This is a genomic window from Nocardiopsis protaetiae (assembly GCF_045446735.1).
Taxonomy (GTDB): domain Bacteria; phylum Actinomycetota; class Actinomycetes; order Streptosporangiales; family Streptosporangiaceae; genus Nocardiopsis; species Nocardiopsis protaetiae.
In genome coordinates, this window is the sequence record NZ_JBJJBV010000103.1 from 1 (window position 1) to 20,533 (window position 20,533).

The window sequence follows — 20,533 nt, forward strand, 5'->3', positions numbered from 1 at the left end:
GGGGGGACTCTCCGAGCGCGAGCGCCGAAGGCTGAAGAAAGCCGCCGGAGGGGATTTCGATTTCCTGGCGGACATGCTGTAGCGTGCGCGCGCGTGAAGCGCGCCCGGGCCACGAGCCCGGGCGCGCTTTTTTCATGTTCCCGACCGTTCGGGCCTAAGGTGAGGTTTGGCGCGCACAACCCTTCAATGGCGAATAGGGGGATAAGTCCCCAGTCATGCGGACCGGGGTGAATAGGTACGCAATGGTGCGGGGTGGCGTAGGGTGATGTCCCGCACGCACCCGTGCCCCACCCGACCCGTGGTCGGGATCCGGCGTGACCGCACGCCCACCGCCCCGGCGCCCCCGCCATCGGCCCCGGCGCCCGGGAGGACCGTCCCTTCCCTCGGAGAGAACCCACCACAGCCGTGCTCGACCTCGACTCAGCCCGACACGTCGTGACCGCGGTCATCGTGTCCCACGACGGGGCGCGGTGGCTGCCGGACACCATGGCCGCACTGCGCGCCCAGAGCCGCCCGGTGCAGCGCGCCGTGGCCGCCGACACCGGCAGCACCGACGGCGGCGTGGACGTCCTCCACGAATACCTGCCCCCGGACGCGATCGTCGGGCTGCCCGCCCGCACGGGCTACGGCGACGCCGTGCGAGCCGCCCTCGAACTGCCCCGCTCCACCTCCGAGGTGCGCGGATTCGACGAGGACGCCACCGAGTGGATCTGGCTCATCCACGACGACCTCGCCCCCGACGAGGACGCCCTCGCCCACCTCCTGGCCGCCGCCGACCGCGACCCGCGCGCCGCCGTCCTGGGGCCCAAGCTCCGCGACTGGTTCGACCGCCGCCTGCTCATCGAGATCGGCGTCACCATCGACGGCGCCGGACGCCGCGAGACCGGGCTGGAACCGCGCGAGTTCGACCACGGCCAGCACGACGGCACTTGCCAGGTCCTGGCCGTGTCCAGCGCGGGCATGCTGGTCCGCCGCGACGTGTGGGAGCGCCTGCGCGGCTTCGACCGCGCCCTGCCGCTGTTCCGCGACGACATCGACTTCTGCTGGCGGGTGGGCGGCGCCGGACTGCACGTCCTCATCGTCACCGAGGCCGTCGCCTACCACGCCGAGGCCTCCGCCCGCCGGCGGCGGCCCATCGGCGCCACCCGCAACCACCCGCGCCGGGTGGACCGCAGGCACGCCGTGTTCGTGCTGCTGGCCAACCTGCCCTTCGGCGGCATGCTCGCGGCCCTGCTGCGCAACTCCGTCGGGTCGCTGCTGCGCGTGGTCATGTACCTGTTCATGAAGCAGCCCGCCAACGCCCTGGACGAGGCGGCCGCGATCACCCTGGTCTACCTTCGGCCGGACAAGCTGCTGCGGGCCCGCTTCCGGCGCCGCCGCGACCGCCGCCGCACCTACAGCGCCATCCGCCCCTACCTGGCGCGCGGTGTGGCGATGCGCCAGTTCGCCGACTTCCTCACCGGGGTGCTCTCCGGTGAGCCGGTGATCGACACCGCCGGCCGCCACCAGGCCGTCACCACCGCCCCCGCCTCCGCGCCCGAGGACGAGGAGGCGCCCACCGACACCGGGAGCTTCCTGCGCCGGGTGGTGCTGCGCCCGGGCCCGCTGCTCGTCATCGCGCTGACCGTGGTCGCGCTGGTCGCCGAGCGCTCCCTGCTCTTCGGCTCCCTGCTGGCCGGCGGCGCCCTGCCGCCCGTCGCGGGCAGCGCCGCCGACCTGTGGAACCTCTACCTGTCCGGCGCCCCCGACACCGGCCTGGGCTCCGACGGCGCGGTCCCGCCCTACGTCGGGATCCTCGCCCTGGTGTCCACGGTCACCCTCGGCAAGCCCTGGATCGCGGTCTCCGTGCTCCTGCTCGGCTCCGTGCCCCTGGCCGGGGCCACCGCCTACCTGCTCGCCCGCGAGGTGCTCGGCTACCGGCCCGCCCGGGTGTGGATGGCCGCCTCCTACGCGCTGCTGCCGGTCGCCACCGGGGCGATCGCCCAGGGGCGCCTGGGCACCGCGGTGGTCCACATGCTCATGCCGGTGCTGGGCCTGCTGCTCATCCGCGTGGTGTCCATGCCCCCCAAGCACTCCCGGCGGGCCGCCTGGGGGCTGGGCCTGACCCTGGCCGTGGCCACCGCGTTCGTCCCCCTCGTGTGGCCGCTGGCGCTGGTCACCGGGCTGCTGGTCGCGGCGGCCTTCAGCCACCTGGGCCGCCGCCTCTACGCCGCCGTCGGTATCGCCCTGGGCGTCCCCCTGGTCATGCTGATGCCGTGGACCCTGGACCTGCTGCTGCACCCCACCCAGTGGCTGCTGGAGGCCGGGCTGCACCGGCCCGAGCTGTCGGAGCCGGGCGCCACCCCCGAACAGCTGCTCATGCTCTCCCCGGGCGGCCCCGGCGCGCCCCCGGTCTGGGTGACCGCGGGGCTGCTGGCCGCCGCCCTGTGCGCGCTGCTGCTCCTGCGCAACCGCGTCCTGGTCGCCGCGGGCTGGTCCCTCGCCGTGTTCGGCCTGCTCGTCGCGGTCCTCACCGCACGCCTGGTGGTCGAACCCCACTTCGGCGGCCCGCCCGCGGCGGTCTGGCCCGGGGTGGCGCTGACCTTCGCCGCCACGGCCGTGCTGCTGTCGGCGGCCACCGCGGCCCGCGCCTTCCGCACCATGCTGTCCCTGGGCGGCCCGCGCCGGGCCTTCGCCGTCGGCGTCGCCCTGCTCGCCGTCACCACACCCCTGGCCGGGGCGGGCCTGTGGATGTGGGAGGGCGTGGACGGGCCCCTCACCGCGCGTGCCGCGCCGGTCCTGCCCGGCACCCTGGTCGGCGGCGGCGTGGGCCTGAGCGACGACGGCACCGAACCGCGCACCCTCGTCGTCACCCCCGACGGCGAGGGCGGCGTGGACTACACCGTCGTCCGCGGCCGCGAACCCCGCCTGGGGGAGGAGCGCATCCGCCCCGACGAGGCCTCCCGGGCCGCCGTGGACCGGGCCGTCGCCGAGCTGGCCATCGGCCAGGGCGGCGAACGGCTGCGCGTCCTGGCCGACCACGGCATCCAGTACGTGCTCTATCCCCGCCCGGAGGACGGCACGCTCGCCGACGTCACCATCGTGGACATGCTGGACGGCACTCCCGGGCTGATGCGGGAGTCGCTGTCCGACCGCTACGGCCTGTGGCGGCTGGCCGAGCCCACCGGGCGGCTGCGCGTGGTCTCCGAGGACGGCCTGGAGACCGAGCCCCTGCGGGTGAGCGGCCCCGGCCACGACTTCACCGCGCAGGTGGGGGAGGGCGGCACCGGCCGCCGCCTGGCCCTGGCCGAGACCGCCGGGGACGGCTGGCGGGCCGGCATCGACGGCACCGAGCTGACCCCGGTCGAGGGACCGGGCGGAACCCAGACCTGGGCGCTGCCGGTGCAGAGCGGCGAGCTCCGGGTGTGGCACACCGACCCCGTGCACACCGCCTGGGTGGTCACCCAGGGCGTACTGCTGCTCGTCGTCGCGGTCCTGGCCGCCCCGGGGGTGCGCACCGAGGAGGACGCCCGGCTCATCGAGTCCACCCCCACCCCCCGCCCCCGGCGCCCCGCGGGGCTGGGCGCGGCGCGCCGCGGCCGCCGCGGCTCGCGGGCGCGCACCGCCGCCGAGCCCGTGCCCGTGCCCGAGCCCGCGTCCGGACCCGGGGCCGGGTCCGACGGCGGGGAGCCGCCGCCGGACGGGGAGCCGGAGGACCCCGCCACCGGGGAGTTCACCGTCACCGACACCGGGTCGATCTCGACGGTGCGCGGCCGCCGCCGCGGCACCCGCCGCAAGGGGCGGCGCCGGTCCGGTCCCACCCGGGACGGCGCGGACGCCGCCGGCGACGAGAGGGAGGAGTAGGCCGTGCGACTGATCGTGGAGAATCGGTTCGCGCTGTTCGGGCTGGTCGCGCTGGCCCTGGCCGCGCTGTTCGGCATCGCCGTGGCCACCCGGCCGGTGACCGCCGAACTCGGTGTCACCGAACCCGGTACCGCCCGCCCCTCCCACACGCTGCGGGTCTGCCCGGCGCCGCACGACACGGACGCCGACAGCTCCGTCGCCGCGTTCGCGCCCCGGGTCAGCCGGGACGACACCGGCGGCCTGTGGGCCGTCCCGGTCGCGTCCGTCGACGAGGACCCGGAGGGCGCCGAAGACGGCGACGAGGAGGAGAACGAAGAGGCCGAGGGGACCGAAGGGGCCGAGGAGACCGGCGGCACCTCGGGACGGGCCGGCTCCGACGCGCAGAGCACCACCACCGGCACCAGCGGCGCCCCCGACCCCGACCTGCTCCTGGGCGAGGAGCTCACCGAGCCCGGCAACGTGTGGGGCGTCGACACCTCCGACGCCGTCGAGCCCACCGCCATCCACGCCCGGGGCTCCCTCGCCTCCGGCCTGGAGTCGGCCCAGACCACCGTCGCCTCCGACGGCGTCACCGAGGTGCGCTGCGCCGAGCCCTCGGTGAGCACCTGGTTCGCCCTGCCCGGCGGCGGCGACTCCGAGGGCGTCCGGCTGGAGCGGATCACCGTCCACCTCACCAACCCCGAGACCTCCCGGGCCACCGTCAGCCTGGACATCCACACCAGCGGCGGGCCGTCCTACTCCCTCGACAGCCGCGGCATCTCCCTGCTGCCCGGGCGGTCCACCGAGCTGGACATCACCGAGCTGGCGCAGAGCATCGGCGGCATCGGCGTGCAGGTGCGCACCAGCACCGGCCGGGTCGCCGCCTCCCTGCGCGCCGAGCACGTCGAGGGCTTCACCGACTGGGTCCCGCCCACCGCCGCCCCGGCCCGCGAGCACGTGATCCCGGGCGTCCCGTCCGGCGGCGGGCGCCGCCACCTCGTCGTCGCCTCCCCGGGCGACGAGCCCGCCGTGGTGCGCGTCCACGTCATCGGGCCCGAGCGCGACGACTCCGCGGAGGACGCGGAAGAGGCAGAGGACGAGGCCGCGGAGGGCGAGGAGGACGCCTCGGCGGCCGCGGGCACCGCGACCGACCCCCTGGAGCTGCGGGTCCCCCCGGCGGCCTCCGCCCGGATCAGCCTGGACGCCGTCCTGGGCGGGCAGGCCGGAGCCGTCGTGCTGGAGTCCGACGTGCCCGTGGTCGCCGGGGTGGCCGCCGAGTTCACCGACGCCCCCGACGACCCCGAGGAGACCCCGGAGATCCTGGAGACCGCCTACACCGCGGCCGTGCCGCCGCTGTCCTTCCCGCTGGACACCACGGCGGTGCTGCCCGACTCCCCGGCGGGCACCACCACCCGGCTCGTGCTCACGGCCCCCGAGGGCGACGTCCGGCTGATGGCCACCCCCATCGGCGCCGACGGCACCCAGGGGGACGCGGTCCGCACCGAGGTCGCCGCGGGCACCACCGTCGTGTTCGGCGGGCAGGACGAGGGCTGGGCGGCGCCGGAGGGCACCGACCCCGAGGACGGCTACGCGGTCCGCCTGGACCTGCTGGAGGGTTCGGGGCCGCTGTACGTCGCCCGGATCCTCGCCGACGGCGACGCCCGCAGCGCGCTGCCGGTGCGCCCGGCGCCGGTGGAGGTGGCCCTGCCGGTCGTGCGCGACACGATGGTCGGCATGGTGCCCTGACGGACACAGCACAGGGGTGGGGGCCCGGCGGCGGGCGGTGCGGGCCGCCGCCTCCGGGCCCGAGGTAGGGAAACCGAGCCGGTCAGCTCTCGGGGTCGACCGACTCCGGTTCCACACCGAGCAGGTTGGCGACCTCCTCGACCACGGTCTCGTGGACGAGGAGTGCCATCTCCTCCGGGTCCTTGGTCCGGATCTCCAGCGGACGCCGGTACACCACGATGCGGGCCCGGCCCGAGGGATCGGTCTCCAGTCGGGAGAAGGGGATCGCCTCGGTCAGGGGGCCCCGGGGCGGAACCGGGGGGACGTCCTCCACGAGGAAGTCGACGTTCGCCAGCTCGCGCGCCCACAACCGCTCCAGGCGTTCGACCGCGTCCAGCACGAGGTCGTCGAACGCCTGCGCACGGCTGCGGAACACCGGAAGGTCGGAGGGCACGAGAGGACCGCGGATGCCTCGGCCGCGGCGGTCCCGGCGTCGCACTCGGTCAGGTTGGCCATGGGAAGGGCGCACTCGTCGCACCCTTTGAGACTAAGCCATCACGGGCGCCTCGCGTAGCCCCGTACCGCCCGGCGATCTCCCGGCGATCGTTCGGCCCCCCGGAGCGCCCCGGCAGGGCCCGGTCCGGCACCGGTATCGCGTTGGACACCACGAAACAGACCAGGTCGTGGAACGATGCTGGCGTGTCCCTCAGTAAAGGCATACAGTCGAACGCTGTGAGCCCTGTTCGACGCTGCTCCCGAACCGCCTGCCGGCAACCCGCCGTCTTCACGCTCACGTACGTCTACGCCGACTCGACGGCCGTCCTCGGTCCGCTCGCCGCCTACGTGGAACCGCACTGCTACGACCTCTGCGCCATGCACGCCGACCGCCTGACGGCGCCGCGCGGCTGGGAGGTCGTCAGGCTCCCCGTCGAGACGGCGGGCGGAGGTCCCGGAAGCGACGACCTGGAGGCCCTCGCGGACGCCGTACGTGAGGCGGCGCGTCCGCCCGCCCGACCGGCCGACGACGCCGAAGGCGCCGACGGCATGCGCCGCGGACACCTGAGAGTCGTCCGCTCCGACCCGTCCCGACCGGACCCCCGCACCTGAGGACACCGGCGCGCCCTCGCCACGGAGGGCGACCGGTCCCCTTGCTAGGTTGGTACCGCGCGCGGGCGCGCCCGCGCGGCATGACCATTCGGAGCAGGACCGATCCGGCCGGAGAAGACGTGGCAGACCTCGCAGGCATCTTCAAGGCATACGACGTACGCGGTGTGATCCCCGACACTTTGGACGCGGACATCTCCCGGGCGATCGGGGCGGCCTTCGCCCGGGTCGTCGGCGGACCGGGGGTCGTGGTCGCCCACGACATGCGCCCCTCCTCGCCCGAGCTCGCCCGCGCCTTCGCCGACGGGGTCACCTCCCAGGGCGTCGACGTGGTCTTCGCCGGGCTGGGCTCCACAGACCTGCTGTACTACGGCTCCGGCGTGCTCGACCTGCCCGGCGCGATGTTCACCGCCAGCCACAACCCCGCCCAGTACAACGGCATCAAGATGTGCCGGGCCGGGGCCGCCCCCATCAGCGCCGAGACCGGCCTGGCCGAGATCCGCCGGCTGGCCGAGGAGGGCGTGCCCGCCCACGACGGCCCGGCCGGGACGGTCACCGAGCGGGACCTGCTCGCCGGGTACGCCGACCACCTGCGCACCCTGGTGGACCTGTCCGGGATCCGGCCCCTCAAGGTCGTCGTCGACGCGGGCAACGGCATGGGCGGCCACACCGTCCCCGCCGTCCTGGAGCAGGGCCTGCCGCTGGAGGTCGTGCCGCTCTACTTCGAGCTCGACGGCACCTTCCCCAACCACCCGGCCAACCCCCTGGACCCGGCCAACATCGTGGACCTCCAGGAGAAGGTCCGCGAGACCGGCGCCGACATCGGCCTGGCCTTCGACGGCGACGCCGACCGCTGCTTCGTCGTGGACGAGCACGGCGACGCCGTGCCGCCCTCGGCCATCACCGCCCTGGTCGCCGTGCAGGAGCTGGCCAAGAACCCCGGCGCGACGGTCATCCACAACCTCATCACCTCCCACGCCGTCCCCGAGATCGTCCGCGAGCACGGCGGCGTCCCGGTGCGCACCCGCGTGGGCCACTCCTACATCAAGGCCACCATGGCCGAGACGGGCGCGGTGTTCGGCGGCGAACACTCCGCCCACTACTACTTCCGCGACTTCTGGAAGGCCGACACCGGCATGCTCGCCGCCATGCACGTCCTGCGCGTGCTGGGCACCGACGGGCGGCCGCTGTCGGAGATCACCGCCGAGTACTCGCGCTACGCCTCCTCGGGGGAGGTCAACTCCGAGGTCGCCGACGCGGCCGACCGCGCGGCCGCGGTGCGCGCCGAGTTCGCCGGACGCGAGGGCGCCGAGGTCGACGAGCTGGACGGCCTGACCGTCGCGCTGCCCGACGGCTCCTGGTTCAACCTGCGGGCCTCCAACACCGAGCCGCTGCTGCGGCTCAACGTCGAGGCCCCCGACGAGGCCGCCGTCGACGCCCTGCGCGACGAGGTGCTGGCCATCGTCCGCTCCTGAGAGGGGGCATGATGGAGGGGTGGGGCGTGCGCCGTCCCACCCCGCACGACGAGGAACGAGGACCATGAGCACGAAGATCGACGGCTGGCTGCTGGAGATCCTGGCCTGCCCGCAGAGCCAGGCCCCGCTGCGCCACGACCCCGAGACCGACGAGCTGGTCTGCGACGAGAGCGGCCTGGCCTACCCGATCCGGGACGGCATCCCCGTCCTGCTGGTCGACGAGGCCCGCAAGATCGGCTGAGGGCGCCGCAGGCGGGGCGGGTTCCGATTCTGTCGGACCCGGATGGAACGTTATGACCGTTCCGGTAGTCATAGCGGGTACGGCGAAGTGAGAGACTTCGTCTCCGGGGGTCGGGGACGCACCACCCCATACCCCCGCAAGCCGTACCCTGTTCGTGCCCACCCCGCTCAACACGACCTCCCTGGAGGACACCGATGCCCGGTTCCGACTCGCTACAGCCGAGCGATCCCACCGCGTTCGGCGACTACAGCGTGACCGGGCGCCTGGGCAAGGGCGGCCAGGGCATCGTGTACCTGGCCGAGGACCCCCAGGGCGAGGAGGTCGCGGTCAAGGTCCTCAACGACCAGTGGTCCCGCGACAGCGACCTGCGCAAGCGGTTCGAGAAGGAGGTCCGCGCCGCGCAGAAGGTCGCGTCCTTCTGCACCGCCGCGATCATCGACGCCCGGCTCGACAGCGACCCGCCCTACGTGGTCAGCGAGTTCGTGCCCGGCAAGGACCTCCAGGAGACGGTCGCCAAGGGCGCCCCGCTGCGCGGCTCGGCGCTCCAGCGGCTCGCGGTCTCCACCGCCACCGCGCTCGTCGCCATCCACAAGGCCGGGATCGTCCACCGCGACTTCAAGCCCGGCAACGTGCTGCTGGGCCCGGACGGCCCCCGGGTCATCGACTTCGGCATCGCCCGGGTCGACGACGGCACCGCCACCATGACCAACTCGATCGTCGGCACGCCCTCCTACATGGCGCCCGAGCAGATCGAGGGGACCGGCATCACCGACAAGTGCGACATCTTCGCCTGGGGCTGCGTCATCGCGTTCGCCTCCAGCGGCCGGGCGCCGTTCGGCTCCGACACCGTCCCCGCGGTCGTGCACCGGGTCATCAGCGCCCCGCCGGACATCGACGGCGTCGACGAGGCCCTGCGCCCCATCGTCGCGGCCTGCCTGAGCAAGGACCCGACCAAACGGCCCACCGCCCAGAAGCTCCTCATGCGCCTGCTCGGCCACGAGGACGCCGAGGAGGCGCCCTCCACCGAGGACGTCGTCAAGCAGGGCGAGCAGATCGCCCAGACCGGCCTCATCCCGCAGGGGCGGATGCCGGTGCGCCCGCAGACCGGGCCCCAGGGCGGGTTCGGCCACGGCCACCCCGGGGTGTCCAACCCCCGCCCGGGCCTGCACGGCCACCCGGGGACCTCCAACCCCCAGCACGGCGTGCCGGTGCAGGGCCACCCCGGCTACCCGCACCCCGGCACCTCCAACCCCCAGCCGGGGATGGGGATGCCCGGCCACCCGGGCACGTCCAACCCCCAGTCCGGAATGGGCATGCCGGGCCACCCCGGCACCTCCAACCCGCGGCCGGTCGGCCCCTACCCGCAGGCGCCGCAGCCGCAGTTCGGCAACCCGCTGGTGACGGGCAACCCCAACCAGACCTATGGGGGGCCGGCGCAGCAGCAGCCGCCCTCGGAGGACTCGATCCTCCAGCAGAGCTGGGTGATCCCGGCGGTCCTCATGACGATCCTCATCCTCGTCCTGCTGCTGGTGCTCATCTCCGTCACCTGACGTGGGCCCGGGCCGGGTCCCGGGCACCGCCCCGGCCCCGTGGGAGCCGGGGCTCAGACGCGGGTGAGCTCGCCCAGCGCCAGGGACACGCCCTCGTCCACCAGGTCGCGGATCCGCGGCCAGCGGTCGTCCACGCAGTCGGTGGGCATCAGGGTGACACCCTCGGCCGCCGAGATCCCCGGCACGTCGCGCACCCCCTCCGGGGTGGTCAGCCTCCCGTCCACGGTCACCGCCAGCACCCCCGTCCGGGGGCGGCCGACCTCCTGCACCACCACCACGAGCGAGAGCGTCGCGTCGTCCACCAGCAGCTCCAGCGTCGTCCACCAGTGCGCGGCGCCCGGGGTGAGCACGGCCCGCCCCGCCTCGGAGAGGCCCTCCGCGCCGGTGCCGGAATCGCCCGTGTGCACCACGGCCCGCGCCGCCGGGTCCAGGCCGCGCAGGATGAGGCCCACCGACTCCCGGTGCGAGCGCAGGTGGTCCCGCACCCGGCGGCCGGTCACCGCCGCCAGCGGCGGCACCGGCTCCCCGGGCTCGGGCCGCGACTGCGGCGGCGTCCAGCTCAGCTCGTCGCGCAGCGCCCTCATGGTCGCCCGGGCCAGCGCCGAGGCGGTCAGCACCAGCCGTTCGTCGAAGGGCATGTCGCCGTGGGCGGGCGGGTGCACCGGGGGCAGCGGCGGCAGGTCCGCCCGGCGCAGCACCAGCGCGGCGGCCAGCCAGGGCAGCAGCCGCGGCGCCTCGTTCCCGCCGTCCAGCTCGGTGACGACCGCCAGCGTCTCGGCGTAGGTGTGCGCCGCCCGGACCAGGGGGTGGCCCACCAGCGCGGCCGGGTCGGACACGACACGGGCGTGGCCGAACTCGACCAGGGGCGTCGCGGGGGCGCGGAAGGGGCCCGGATCGGGCAGGGAGTGGACGCGTTCGGCGAGTTCCAGCACGTACTCGGGGGTGAGCGCGCGGCCGCCCATCCCGTCCGCCAGCGCCGACTCCAGGAACCCGGCCAGGTCGCCGCCCACCCCGGCCCCCTCGATCCGGGAGCGCACCAGGGACCGGCGCGCGGCCTCGCGCGCCTGGCGGGGCTGGGTCTGCCGGTGCCCGGACCAGATCCGGCGCAGCCGGTCGACGTCGGTCAGCTCGTCGCGCACGCGGTCGGGGAGCCGGGCCGGATCCGCGCTGAGGCGTAGGGTATCCACGCTTTCTCCGTAGCCCGTGGGCACCGCCGCGAAACCTGCCCGATGACCCCTTGACCGCGGCCCCTCAAGCGGTCCGTACGCGCGGACCGGCTCCCACCTGCTCCGTCAGGGGCGGCGGCCCAGCAGGCGCATCGCCTTCTGCTTCTCGAAATCCAGGGCGCGGGTCGGCGCCGGGGCCAGCCGGCCCAGCCGCTCGCCGTGGGCGCGCACCCGCGCCAGCACCTCCGGTTCGGACAGCACGCGCAGCGCGAACGCCAGCGCGGCCGGCGGGATGTCGAACTCCCGCTCCAGGTCCAGGCCGGTCTCGATGGTCCGCAGGTCCTCGTCGGTGAACCGGCGGTGCCGGTGCCCGCGCCCGGTCGGCAGCTCCTGGGTGCGGGGCAGCAGCCCCAGGCCTTCCCGGTACCGGAGCATGCGCGGGGTCGTCCCCACCCGTTCGGCCGCCGCCGAGATGGGCACGGGACCGCCGTACGCGGTAGAGGTGTCGTCCAGGGCCATGCGGACGACCCTAACCGAGCCCGGGGCCCGATCCGGCGCTACCTGACACCTCATTGTCAGATTCGTGCTGATGGCGGGCGTGCGGGCCTAGAATCAGGTGCGCCACGACCATCACGAGTGAGGAACGCATGGCTTTCGACTTCAAGGTCGCCGACCTGTCCCTGGCCGACTTCGGCCGCGACGAGATCCGGCTCGCCGAGCACGAGATGCCCGGCCTCATGGCGACCCGCGCCGAGTACGGTGACAGCAAGCCGCTCCAGGGCGCCCGCATCATGGGCTCGCTGCACATGACCGTCCAGACCGCGGTCCTCATCGAGACCCTGGTCGCGCTGGGCGCCGAGGTGCGCTGGGTCAGCTGCAACATCTTCTCCACCCAGGACCACGCCGCCGCCGCGGTCGTCGTCGGCCCCGAGGGCACCGTCGAGGACCCCAAGGGCGTCCCGGTCTTCGCCTGGAAGGGCGAGACCCTGGAGGAGTACTGGTGGTGCACCGAGCAGGCGCTCACCTGGCCCGGCGGTGAGGGCCCCAACATGATCCTGGACGACGGCGGCGACGCCACCATGCTCGTCCACAAGGGCGCCCAGTACGAGAAGGCCGGGGCCGTCCCCGACCCCTCCACCGCCGACAGCGAGGAGTTCGAGGTCGTCCTCAAGCTGCTCCAGGCGAGCCTCAAGCAGGACCCGACCAAGTGGACGACCATCGCCGGCCGTATCAAGGGCGTCACCGAGGAGACCACCACCGGTGTCCTGCGCCTGTACGAGATGCAGCGCGACGGCAACCTGGCGTTCCCGGCGATCAACGTCAACGACTCGGTCACCAAGAGCAAGTTCGACAACAAGTACGGCATCCGCCACTCGCTGCCCGACGGCATCATGCGCGCCACCGACGTCCTCATCGGCGGCAAGGTCGCCGTGGTCTGCGGCTACGGCGACGTGGGCAAGGGCGCCGCGGAGGCGCTGCGCGGCCAGGGCGCCCGGGTCATCGTCACCGAGATCGACCCGATCAACGCCCTCCAGGCCGCCATGGACGGCTACCAGGTCGCCACCCTGGAGGACGTCGTCGGGACCGGTGACATCTTCATCACCACCACCGGCAACTTCAACGTCATCATGACCGAGCACATGTCGGCCATGAAGCACCAGGCGATCGTCGGCAACGTCGGCCACTTCGACAACGAGATCGACATGGCGGGCCTGGCCAAGGTCCCCGGCATCGCCAAGAAGGAGATCAAGCCGCAGGTCCACGAGTGGACCTTCCCCGACGGCCACACCATCCTGGTGCTGTCCGAGGGCCGCCTGCTCAACCTGGGCAACGCCACCGGCCACCCCAGCTTCGTGATGTCCAACAGCTTCACCAACCAGGTCATCGCGCAGATCGAGCTGTTCACCAAGCCCGACGAGTACCCGATCGGCGTGTACACGCTGCCCAAGATCCTCGACGAGAAGGTCGCCCGCCTGCACCTGGACGCCCTCGGCGTCAAGCTGACCAAGCTCAGCAAGGAGCAGGCCGCCTACATCGGCGTGGACGTCGAGGGCCCCTACAAGTCGGACCACTACCGCTACTAGCGGCCACGTCCGTGCTCCTTCCGCACTCCGGGGCCGGCGCCCGACGCCGGCCCCGGAGCCGTCTCCACAGAACGGGCTCCATGACCGGGACTCCACACGAGGTCGCCGACCTGGCCCTGGCCCCGGCCGGGGTGCGCCGGGTCGCCTGGGCCGAGCGGTCCATGCCGGTGCTGCGCAGCGTGCACGAGCGCTTCGCCGCCGAACGGCCGCTGGCCGGGCTGCGCGTCGCCGCCTGCCTGCACGTCACCGCCGAGACCGCCAACCTGCTGCGCGTCCTGCGCGCGGGCGGCGCCGAGGTGGCCCTGGCCGCCTCCAACCCGCTCTCCACCCAGGACGACACCGCGGCCGCGCTGGTCGCCGAGTACGGGGTGGCCGTGCACGCCTGGGCCGGGATGGACCCCGCCGCCTACGACCGCAACCTGGTCACGGTCCTGGAAACACGGCCCCACCTGCTGCTGGACGACGGCTGCGACCTCGTCCACACCCTGCACGCCGTCCGCCCCGACCTGCTCGACGGCGTCCTGGGCGGCTGCGAGCAGACCACCACCGGTGTCATCCGGCTGCGCCGCATGAGCGCCGAGGGCGAGCTGCGGCTGCCCATGGTCGCGGTCAACGACACCGCCACCAAGCGCATGTTCGACAACCGGTACGGCACCGGGCAGTCCACCATCGACGGCATCCTGCGGGCCACCAACACCATGCTCGCGGGCCGCACCGTCGTCGTCGCCGGGTTCGGCTACTGCGGGCGCGGCCTGGCCGAACGCGCCCGCGGCATGGGCGCCCGCGTCATCGTCACCGAGGTGGACCCGGTCAAGGCCCTGGACGCCGTCATGCAGGGGTACACGGTCGCCACCATGGCGCGGGCCGCCCCGGTCGGGGACGTGTTCATCACCGTCACCGGCAACCGCGACGTGATCCGCGAGGAGCACCTCGCCCTGATGCGCGACGGCGCGATCCTCGCCAACTCCGGCCACTTCGACCTGGAGATCGACCTGGCGGCGCTGGACCGGCTCGCGGTCGCCGTGGACCGCGGGGTGCGCGAGCACGCCGACGAGTACGAGTTCGCCGACGGGCGCCGCGTGCTGCTGCTGTCCGAGGGGCGCCTGGTCAACCTGGGCGCCGCGGAGGGGCACCCGGCGGCGGTCATGGACCTGTCGTTCGCCGCCCACGCGCTCACCACGGCCTGGCTGGCCCGCGCGCACGCGGAGCTCGCCCCGGGGGTCGTGGACGTCCCGGACGAGATCGACACCGAGGTCGCCGGGCTGGAGCTGGCCGCGCTGGGCGTGGCCATCGACACCCTCACCCCCGACCAGGAGTCCTACCTGCGCTCCTGGCACCCCTGAGTACCCGGCACCCCTGAGTACAGGGGCCCGCGCTTCAGGGACCGGCGCGGTGCGGGCGCTGCTGCTGTTGCTGCTGGAGGGCGGCCTGCTGGCGGCGGCGCCGCTCGGCCAGCACGGCCGCGAGGAAGTCCACCGGCGCGACCCCCGGCGGCGGGGGCGGGCTGATCTGCGCGATCACCGTGTCGGCCAGCCGGACGCCCATCTCGTACCGGGTGTGCTCGGCCAGCTCGTAGTAGCGCAGCACGTACTGGCGGGCCGCCGCGGCCGACTCCGGGGACAGCCGGGACAGGTCGGCCCCCGAAGCCCACCCCATCAGGTGCGGCGGCATCGGGATGTGCTCCTGGCGGGGGCGCCCGGTGCGCTCCTCCACGACCATGGTGCCCGCCAGGAAGTCGCCGACCCGGCGGCCGTCCTTGCTCAGCATCGACGTGATCAGCGCGATCACGCCCATCGCCATCCAGATCTCGACGGCCCCGACCAGCGCCCGCGCCAGTGCCTGCCGGAACCGCTCGGGCGTCCCGTCGGTGCCCACCACCCGCAGGCCCAGCGCCATCTTGCCCAGGGACCGGCCGCGCGAGATGGTCTCGAACGCCGTCGGATAGCCGACGACGATGAGGATCGAGCCGCCCAGGCCCATCGCGGCGGTCGCCGCCGGGTCCACGGCGGTGCCCATCCAGATCACCAGCACGGTCAGCACGAGCAGGAGCACGCCCTGCACGATCACGTCGATGACCAGGGCGACCGCCCGGGTCGCGAATCCCGCCGCGCGCAGGTCCAGGACCACCGCGTCCCCCGTGACCAGGGGCGTCGTACCGTACGCGTCGCCGCGCACCTCACCACCGCCGGGATAGGACACCGGTGCTGCTCCCTCGGGGCCGAACGGAACCTTCGCCCCCGACACTACCCGCAGGGCGGGCACCGCGTTCCCATCGGCCGCGCTCCCACACGCCGAGACGATAGGGTCCCTTGCGTGGATATCGACGTTTTCGCCGCGGCGCACACCCGGGACTGGGAGCGCCTGGAGCAGCTGGTCCGCCGACGCCGCCACCTCGACGGCGCCGAGATCGACGAGCTCGTCGACCTCTACCAGCGGGTGTCCACCCACCTCTCGGTGGTGCGCTCCTCCGGCCAGGACCCCGCCCTGGTGGGCCGCCTGTCGGCCCTGATCGCCCGCGCCCGCTCCGCGGTGACCGGCGCCCACGACCCCGCCTGGCGCGACATCGCCGGGTTCTTCACCCGGGTCTTCCCGGCGATCCTGTACCGGCTGCGCTGGTGGTGGCTGGGCATGACCGCGGGCACCGTCGCGGTCGCCACCGCGGTGGCCTGGTGGATCGTCGCCGACCCCGCGGTGATGCACGCGATCGGCACCCCCGAGTACGTCGCCCAGATGGTCGAGTACGAGTTCGCGAACTACTACGTCGAGAACCCGCGGGGCTCCTTCGCCGCCCAGGTGTGGACCAACAACGCGTGGGTGTCGGCGCAGGCCATCGTGTTCGGCGCGGCGTTCGGTGTGCCGACGCTGTACGTGATGCTGATGAACGCGCTGAACGTGGGCGCCATGGCCGGGCTGATGATCGGCCACGGCCGGGGCGACGTGTTCTTCGGCCTGATCCTGCCGCACGGCCTGCTGGAGCTGACCGCCGTGTTCGTGGCGGGCGGCATCGGCCTGCGGCTGGGCTGGTCGCTCATCGCCCCGGGAGACCGCACCCGGCTGCGCGCCTTCGGCGAGGAGGGCCGCGCGGCGGTCGCGGCGGCGCTGGGGCTGGCGGTGGTGCTGTTCATCTCCGGCCTGATCGAGGGCCTGGTCACCGGGAACACGGTCGCCGGGCACATCCCGGTGCCGGTGGCGCTGGGGATCGGCGTGCTGGCGGAGGTGCTGTTCCTGCTGTACGTGTTCGTGGTCGGCCGCCGGGCGTACCTGGAGGGCGAGACGGGCGACATCCGCAACGCCCCGGCGGCGGTACCGGTGGCCTGAAAAGCCCTGCGGTACCGGGCTTCGCGTGGCAGGATCGGGTCCATGAGCGATACCCCCCGATGGTTCAAGAGCCCCCACAGCTCCGTCGAGAACAGTGAATGCGTCGAAGTCGCGATCACGGATTCCGTGTCATGGTTCAAGAGCTCCCACAGTTCGGCCGAGGGTGACGGATGCGTTGAAGTGGCGCTCCATGATCCGGACATCGTGCTGGTACGTGACACCCAGAACCGTGCGGCGGCCGTTCTGACCGTCCCTTTCCGGGAGTGGAGCGCCTTCTCCGGTAGCAGCGCCGTGTCACCCTGAGGGCCGTGTCACCCTGAGGACCGTCAACGGGTTCCGTCGTTCTCCCGGGCCCTGGCCGCGTGTTCTCGGGCGAGGAGCGTTTGAGGGTGCTCCTTTCCTAGGGCCTTGGACCGGTCCAGAGCGATCGAGTCGAAGAGGACCGCCGCTCGTGCGTGGTCACCGCGTTCTGCCGCATTGCGGGCAAGGTAATAGTCGGCGTCGATGGTCCGGGGGTGGTGTTTCCCGAGGAGCCTCGACCTCACGGTCCGCACATGGGCGAAACCCTCCTCGGCGGCTTCGAAATCCCCCCGCAGCATACGGATGTAGGAGAGGTTCTCCAGTGCGGTGAGGGCGGTCCATTCCTCCTCCTTTCCGGCATAGGCCGAGAGGATGGCCAGGAACTCGCGTTCGGCGGTCTCCCCGTCGCCGCGCAGAAGGGTCATGAGGGCGATCTGGTGGCGCGTCCCCAGAGTGTCCGGGTGGTCCGGGCCGAGCGTGGCCGTGCGGCTCTGTAGGACCTCCAGGTAGACCTCCTCCGCTTCTGCGAGGCGTTTCGCGGCCCGGAGCGAGTCGGCCCAGTAATGCCTGACACGGAGTGCGGTCGGATGGGCGTCACCCAGGATCGAGGCGGCCTCCTCCGCAAGGCGGCGGAGTTCCGCCTCCGATTCGTTGTAGCGGCCGAGCCGCATGGCTTTTCGTTGGGTGCTCGCAGCCGCCTGCAGCGTCGAGGGATGCCGTTCGCCGTGGATGCGGGCGAAGAGCCTGTGCAGAGCGGCGAAGGCCTGAAGCTCCAAGGAGAGGTCATAGCGGGTCTGGTGACTCAGGACGTCCATCACGATCTGCGGAAGCGCGTCGTCCGTGATCCCGGCCCGGACGGTCTCCGCCACCAGCGGGTGCATGCGCAGCGCGGTCTCCCCGCTGTACTCGCCCAGGGCGACCAGCCCGTGCACCACCAGCGCGTTGACGGCGCGGGCCAGTCCCACCTCGTCGATGCCCTCCAGCGGTCCGGTCGCCAGTACCGTCACCGGCAGCCGCCGCAGCGGCACCGGCACCGCGTTCGGCCCCAGCACCGAGAGGACCTGGAGCAAAGGACGCGCGTACGGCTCCCGCTCCGCCACCAGCCGCAGCGACAGGTCCCACACCCCCGACAACAGCCGCCGGTCCACGTCCGGCCCGGTCACGAACGGCGCCGCCAGCTCGTCCAGCCGGTCCACGCCCTCCTCCACCTGCGCCAGCAGCGCGCGGGCGTCGGGGAACAGCACCCGGTGCGTCGCCAGGATGCGCCCGGCCAGCGACAGCGCCAGCGGCACCCGCCCCAGCCGCTCCGCCAGCTCCCCGGCACCGGCCGTCCCCTCCAGCGCCGCGTGGTCGGCCAGTGCCGACGCCGCGGCCCCCGCCTCCAGCGGCTCCACCCGGTGGATCCGGGCGGGCGCCCACTGCGCGGGGTCGTCCACCCGCGTCGTCACCACCACGAACCCGCCCGGGCTGGCCCGCATCCACCCCAGCTGGTCGCCGGGCCGGTTCTCCGGGTCCAGCTCCTCGGGGCGGTCGGCGTTGTCGATGACCAGCAGCCACGGCCGCGGCGCGTTGTCCAGGTGCCGCCACACCCACCGCATCGCCAGGTGCCGGGTGGTCCGCACCTCCTCGGCCTCCCGCCGCGACCCGCCCAGCTCCACGGCGACCTCGATCATGCTCGCCGCGACGCTGCCGGGCCGCACCCAGAACACCGTCCGCCCCCGGGCCCGAGCCCGCCCGGCCAGCTCAGCCGCCACCGTGGTCTTGCCGAACCCGCCGGGACCGGTCAGCACGTGCGGCACGGCCGCCCCGGCCTCCATCTCCGCCAGCAGCTCACCGAGCAGCTCCTCCCGCCCGCGCACGGCGGTCGCCGGGCGCGGCGGGTCCAGCACCACGTCCGCCCCGGGCGGGGGAGCGGGCCGCTCCCCGGTGCTGACGGTGAGGTTGTGGATGTCGCGGGCCTGGATGAGCCGCCCGTACACGTCGGCGTTCATCGCGTTCACATGCGCTTCGTCGCTCACAGGCAGCTCTCATAGTCCAGGGAGAAGGAGTTCTCCGCCGCGTCGTAGCAGATGCTCACCGGCGGGGCGAGCATGGTCTCCTCCGTGTACCCCTCGTCCATGAAGGTGAGCAGCCCGCGCCCGGGGGCGCCCGGGAACCGGAACAGCACGACGCTGTTCGTCGAGTCCCCGTGCCGCCAGAGTTCCCGGGGCTCCGCCGCCTCGTGCCGGAAGGAGGACCCGTCCGAGGAGCGCAGGGTCATCCTCGACGCCACCTCCCCGGCCCCCTGGCCGGGCGGGTACGTCTCCTCCAGGGCCACGAACTCCACCCCGCCGTCGTAGGCGCGCACCTCGGCGAAGAAGCCGGAGTAGCTCAACCGCGTACCGGTGGTGAGGGACTGCACGAAGGCCACCTCGTCCCCGGGCGCGTACCCGTACCCGGACAGGCCCTCCACCCGGGAGTCGCCCTCGGACAGCGTGTAGAACCCGGCGACGGCCACGTACGCCCCGTTCTCGGCCTCCGCCACCGGAGCGGGTTCGTCCCATGCGGTGGGCCTGTCGACGGGCTCCTCCGGCGTGCTCCGCTCCGCCTGCACGGCCTCCTGCGCGGTCTCCGCCGGGGGTTCCTGACCCGCTTCCGCCCGGTAGGCGCGGACGCCCAGCAGCCCGGCCGCCACGACCACGGCCAGCGCCCCCGCCGCCGCGGCCAGGACGACCCCGCGCCCGGGGCGCCTGCCCGGCGGCTCCGGCACGGCCGGCTGTACCCGGGCCCAGGTCCGGGCCAGGTAGGACTCGGCGGGTTCGCCCCGGGTGAGCTCGCCCAGGATCGCCGGGACGGGAGGACGCCGCGCCGGGTCCGGGTCCAGCGCCGCCCGCACCAGCGGCAGCAGCTCCGGCGGCACCCCTTCCAGGTCCGCCCGGCCGTGCGCGGCCCGGTGGTCCACCGCCTGCGCCGGACCGTCGCCGAACGGCGGGCGCCCGGTGGCGGCGTACGCCACCACGGCGCCCCAGGCGAACACGTCCGCGGCCGCGGACGCCTGCGCGCCGCGGTACAGCTCGGGGGCGATCCACCCGGGGGTCCCCGCCGGGCCGCCGGTGCCGGCCGGCACGGTGTCCGCGGCGACCCGGACCATGCCCAGGTCGAGCACCCGCGGCCCGCCCGCGGACACCATCACGTTGGCCGGGGTGAGGTCCCCGTGCACCGTTCCGGCCCCGTGGATCGTGCGCAGTGCCTCGGCGACCCCGACGGCCAGGCCCGGGACCAGGTACACGGGCAGCGGTCCCCGCCGCAACCGCTGGTCGAGCGTCACCCCGGGGACGAACTCCACGGCCAGCCAGGGCGTGTCCGCGGCCGGGTCGGCACCCAGCAGGGCCGGGAGCCGGGGCCCCTGTGCCCGGGCGACGGCGCCGATCTCGCGGTCGAACCGCTCACGGAGGCCGGGCCCGCCGGACACCTCCGGGGAGACCACCTTGACCGCGGCGAGTCCGCCGCCGGGCCGCCGGGCCGCGTAGACGGTCCCCAGGCGGCCCGCACCGACCCGGCCGAGGAGGCGGTACGGCCCGACGCGCCGGGGGTCGTCGCCGAACAGGGGGAGGAAACGGGGCCGGGGAGCGGCGCTGGTGCTCATGGTGGGGGCTCTCTGCGGAAAGTGCCGCGGCGGAACGGCGCGGGGACGGTGGGTGACGGGGGATGGCGGGCGGCGGGCGGGGGCGGGGGCGGCGACAGCCTAGTGTCCCGGCGCCGTCCCGGA

General features: G+C 74.0%; 16 protein-coding genes and 1 pseudogene. 11 read left to right on the top strand and 6 right to left on the bottom strand.

The window, feature by feature from the left end; genetic code table 11:
• The 3 genes and pseudogenes from ACJOT3_RS16950 to ACJOT3_RS16960 all read left to right on the top strand — a co-directional run.
• Positions 1–82 (top strand): annotated as a pseudogene (locus tag ACJOT3_RS16950) (WhiB family transcriptional regulator); the annotation flags it as partial.
• Between the two features lie 323 nt (positions 83–405).
• Positions 406–3,843 (top strand): glycosyltransferase, encoded by a 3,438-nt coding sequence (locus ACJOT3_RS16955; RefSeq protein ID WP_406973804.1) that lies wholly within the window; start codon positions 406–408, stop codon positions 3,841–3,843.
• A gap of 3 nt (positions 3,844–3,846) precedes the next feature.
• A complete protein-coding gene (locus ACJOT3_RS16960; protein WP_406973805.1) occupies positions 3,847–5,568 on the top strand; it encodes a DUF5719 family protein in 1,722 nt (573 codons plus the stop codon).
• 82 nt (positions 5,569–5,650) lie between these two features.
• Here ACJOT3_RS16960 and ACJOT3_RS16965 read toward each other — a convergent pair whose 3' ends face one another.
• Complete coding sequence (locus ACJOT3_RS16965; protein ID WP_306366280.1) at positions 5,651–6,001, bottom strand: metallopeptidase family protein; 351 nt, start codon at positions 5,999–6,001, stop codon at positions 5,651–5,653.
• Between the two features lie 278 nt (positions 6,002–6,279).
• On the opposite strand from ACJOT3_RS16965, the gene ACJOT3_RS16970 reads away from it, so the two are divergent.
• The 4 genes from ACJOT3_RS16970 (at position 6,280) to ACJOT3_RS16985 (ending at position 9,917) form a co-directional block, all read left to right on the top strand.
• Positions 6,280–6,654: a DUF3499 domain-containing protein gene (locus tag ACJOT3_RS16970; RefSeq protein WP_406973806.1), complete on the top strand. Its 375-nt coding sequence runs from the start codon at positions 6,280–6,282 to the stop codon at positions 6,652–6,654.
• Positions 6,655–6,773: 119 nt separating this feature from the next.
• The gene (locus ACJOT3_RS16975; protein ID WP_406973807.1) at positions 6,774–8,126 is read left to right on the top strand and encodes a phosphomannomutase/phosphoglucomutase; all 1,353 of its coding nucleotides are present in this window, start codon (positions 6,774–6,776) and stop codon (positions 8,124–8,126) included.
• 64 nt (positions 8,127–8,190) lie between these two features.
• Positions 8,191–8,367 carry a Trm112 family protein gene (locus ACJOT3_RS16980; protein ID WP_013154764.1) on the top strand — a complete coding sequence of 59 codons (177 nt, stop codon included), beginning with the start codon at positions 8,191–8,193 and terminating at the stop codon, positions 8,365–8,367.
• A 194-nt stretch (positions 8,368–8,561) separates the two neighbouring features.
• Positions 8,562–9,917, top strand: coding sequence for a protein kinase domain-containing protein (locus ACJOT3_RS16985; RefSeq protein ID WP_406973808.1), 1,356 nt, complete (start codon positions 8,562–8,564; stop codon positions 9,915–9,917).
• A 53-nt stretch (positions 9,918–9,970) separates the two neighbouring features.
• Here ACJOT3_RS16985 and ACJOT3_RS16990 read toward each other — a convergent pair whose 3' ends face one another.
• Both ACJOT3_RS16990 and ACJOT3_RS16995 read right to left on the bottom strand, forming a co-directional pair.
• Positions 9,971–11,104: a hypothetical protein gene (locus tag ACJOT3_RS16990; protein ID WP_406973809.1), complete on the bottom strand. Its 1,134-nt coding sequence runs from the start codon at positions 11,102–11,104 to the stop codon at positions 9,971–9,973.
• 105 nt (positions 11,105–11,209) lie between these two features.
• The gene (locus ACJOT3_RS16995) at positions 11,210–11,602 is read right to left on the bottom strand and encodes a MerR family transcriptional regulator (RefSeq protein WP_406973810.1); all 393 of its coding nucleotides are present in this window, start codon (positions 11,600–11,602) and stop codon (positions 11,210–11,212) included.
• 128 nt (positions 11,603–11,730) lie between these two features.
• Here ACJOT3_RS16995 and ahcY point away from each other — a divergent pair, with 128 nt between their 5' ends.
• Both ahcY and ACJOT3_RS17005 read left to right on the top strand, forming a co-directional pair.
• Complete coding sequence (ahcY, locus tag ACJOT3_RS17000) at positions 11,731–13,167, top strand: adenosylhomocysteinase (protein ID WP_406973811.1); 1,437 nt, start codon at positions 11,731–11,733, stop codon at positions 13,165–13,167.
• Positions 13,168–13,247: 80 nt separating this feature from the next.
• Positions 13,248–14,510 (top strand): adenosylhomocysteinase, encoded by a 1,263-nt coding sequence (locus ACJOT3_RS17005; RefSeq protein ID WP_406973812.1) that lies wholly within the window; start codon positions 13,248–13,250, stop codon positions 14,508–14,510.
• Between the two features lie 34 nt (positions 14,511–14,544).
• Here ACJOT3_RS17005 and ACJOT3_RS17010 read toward each other — a convergent pair whose 3' ends face one another.
• Positions 14,545–15,366, bottom strand: coding sequence for an RDD family protein (locus ACJOT3_RS17010; RefSeq protein ID WP_406973813.1), 822 nt, complete (start codon positions 15,364–15,366; stop codon positions 14,545–14,547).
• Between the two features lie 114 nt (positions 15,367–15,480).
• Here ACJOT3_RS17010 and ACJOT3_RS17015 point away from each other — a divergent pair, with 114 nt between their 5' ends.
• Both ACJOT3_RS17015 and ACJOT3_RS17020 read left to right on the top strand, forming a co-directional pair.
• A complete protein-coding gene (locus ACJOT3_RS17015; protein ID WP_406973814.1) occupies positions 15,481–16,485 on the top strand; it encodes a stage II sporulation protein M in 1,005 nt (334 codons plus the stop codon).
• A 42-nt stretch (positions 16,486–16,527) separates the two neighbouring features.
• Entirely contained in the window at positions 16,528–16,788 is a 261-nt protein-coding gene (locus ACJOT3_RS17020) for a DUF397 domain-containing protein (protein WP_406973815.1), read from the top strand.
• Positions 16,789–16,811: 23 nt separating this feature from the next.
• On the opposite strand, the gene ACJOT3_RS17025 is transcribed toward ACJOT3_RS17020, so the two are convergent.
• Both ACJOT3_RS17025 and ACJOT3_RS17030 read right to left on the bottom strand, forming a co-directional pair.
• Entirely contained in the window at positions 16,812–18,803 is a 1,992-nt protein-coding gene (locus tag ACJOT3_RS17025) for a tetratricopeptide repeat protein (protein WP_406973816.1), read from the bottom strand.
• A complete protein-coding gene (locus ACJOT3_RS17030) occupies positions 18,800–20,410 on the bottom strand; it encodes a protein kinase domain-containing protein (RefSeq protein ID WP_406973817.1) in 1,611 nt (536 codons plus the stop codon). The genes ACJOT3_RS17025 and ACJOT3_RS17030 overlap by 4 nt, the downstream gene beginning before the upstream one ends.
• Positions 20,411–20,533: the final 123 nt, after the last annotated feature.

Bases quoted from the DNA above. Each gene is read 5' to 3' on its own strand.
- ACJOT3_RS16995 (WP_406973810.1), bottom strand. From the start codon at position 11,602: ATGGCCCTGGACGACACCTCTACCGCGTACGGCGGTCCCGTGCCCATC.
- ACJOT3_RS17005 (WP_406973812.1), top strand. From the start codon at position 13,248: ATGACCGGGACTCCACACGAGGTCGCCGACCTGGCCCTGGCCCCGGCC.
- ACJOT3_RS16985 (WP_406973808.1), top strand. From the start codon at position 8,562: ATGCCCGGTTCCGACTCGCTACAGCCGAGCGATCCCACCGCGTTCGGC.
- ahcY (WP_406973811.1), top strand. From the start codon at position 11,731: ATGGCTTTCGACTTCAAGGTCGCCGACCTGTCCCTGGCCGACTTCGGC.
- ACJOT3_RS17020 (WP_406973815.1), top strand. From the start codon at position 16,528: ATGAGCGATACCCCCCGATGGTTCAAGAGCCCCCACAGCTCCGTCGAG.
- ACJOT3_RS16980 (WP_013154764.1), top strand. From the start codon at position 8,191: ATGAGCACGAAGATCGACGGCTGGCTGCTGGAGATCCTGGCCTGCCCG.
- ACJOT3_RS17030 (WP_406973817.1), bottom strand. From the start codon at position 20,410: ATGAGCACCAGCGCCGCTCCCCGGCCCCGTTTCCTCCCCCTGTTCGGC.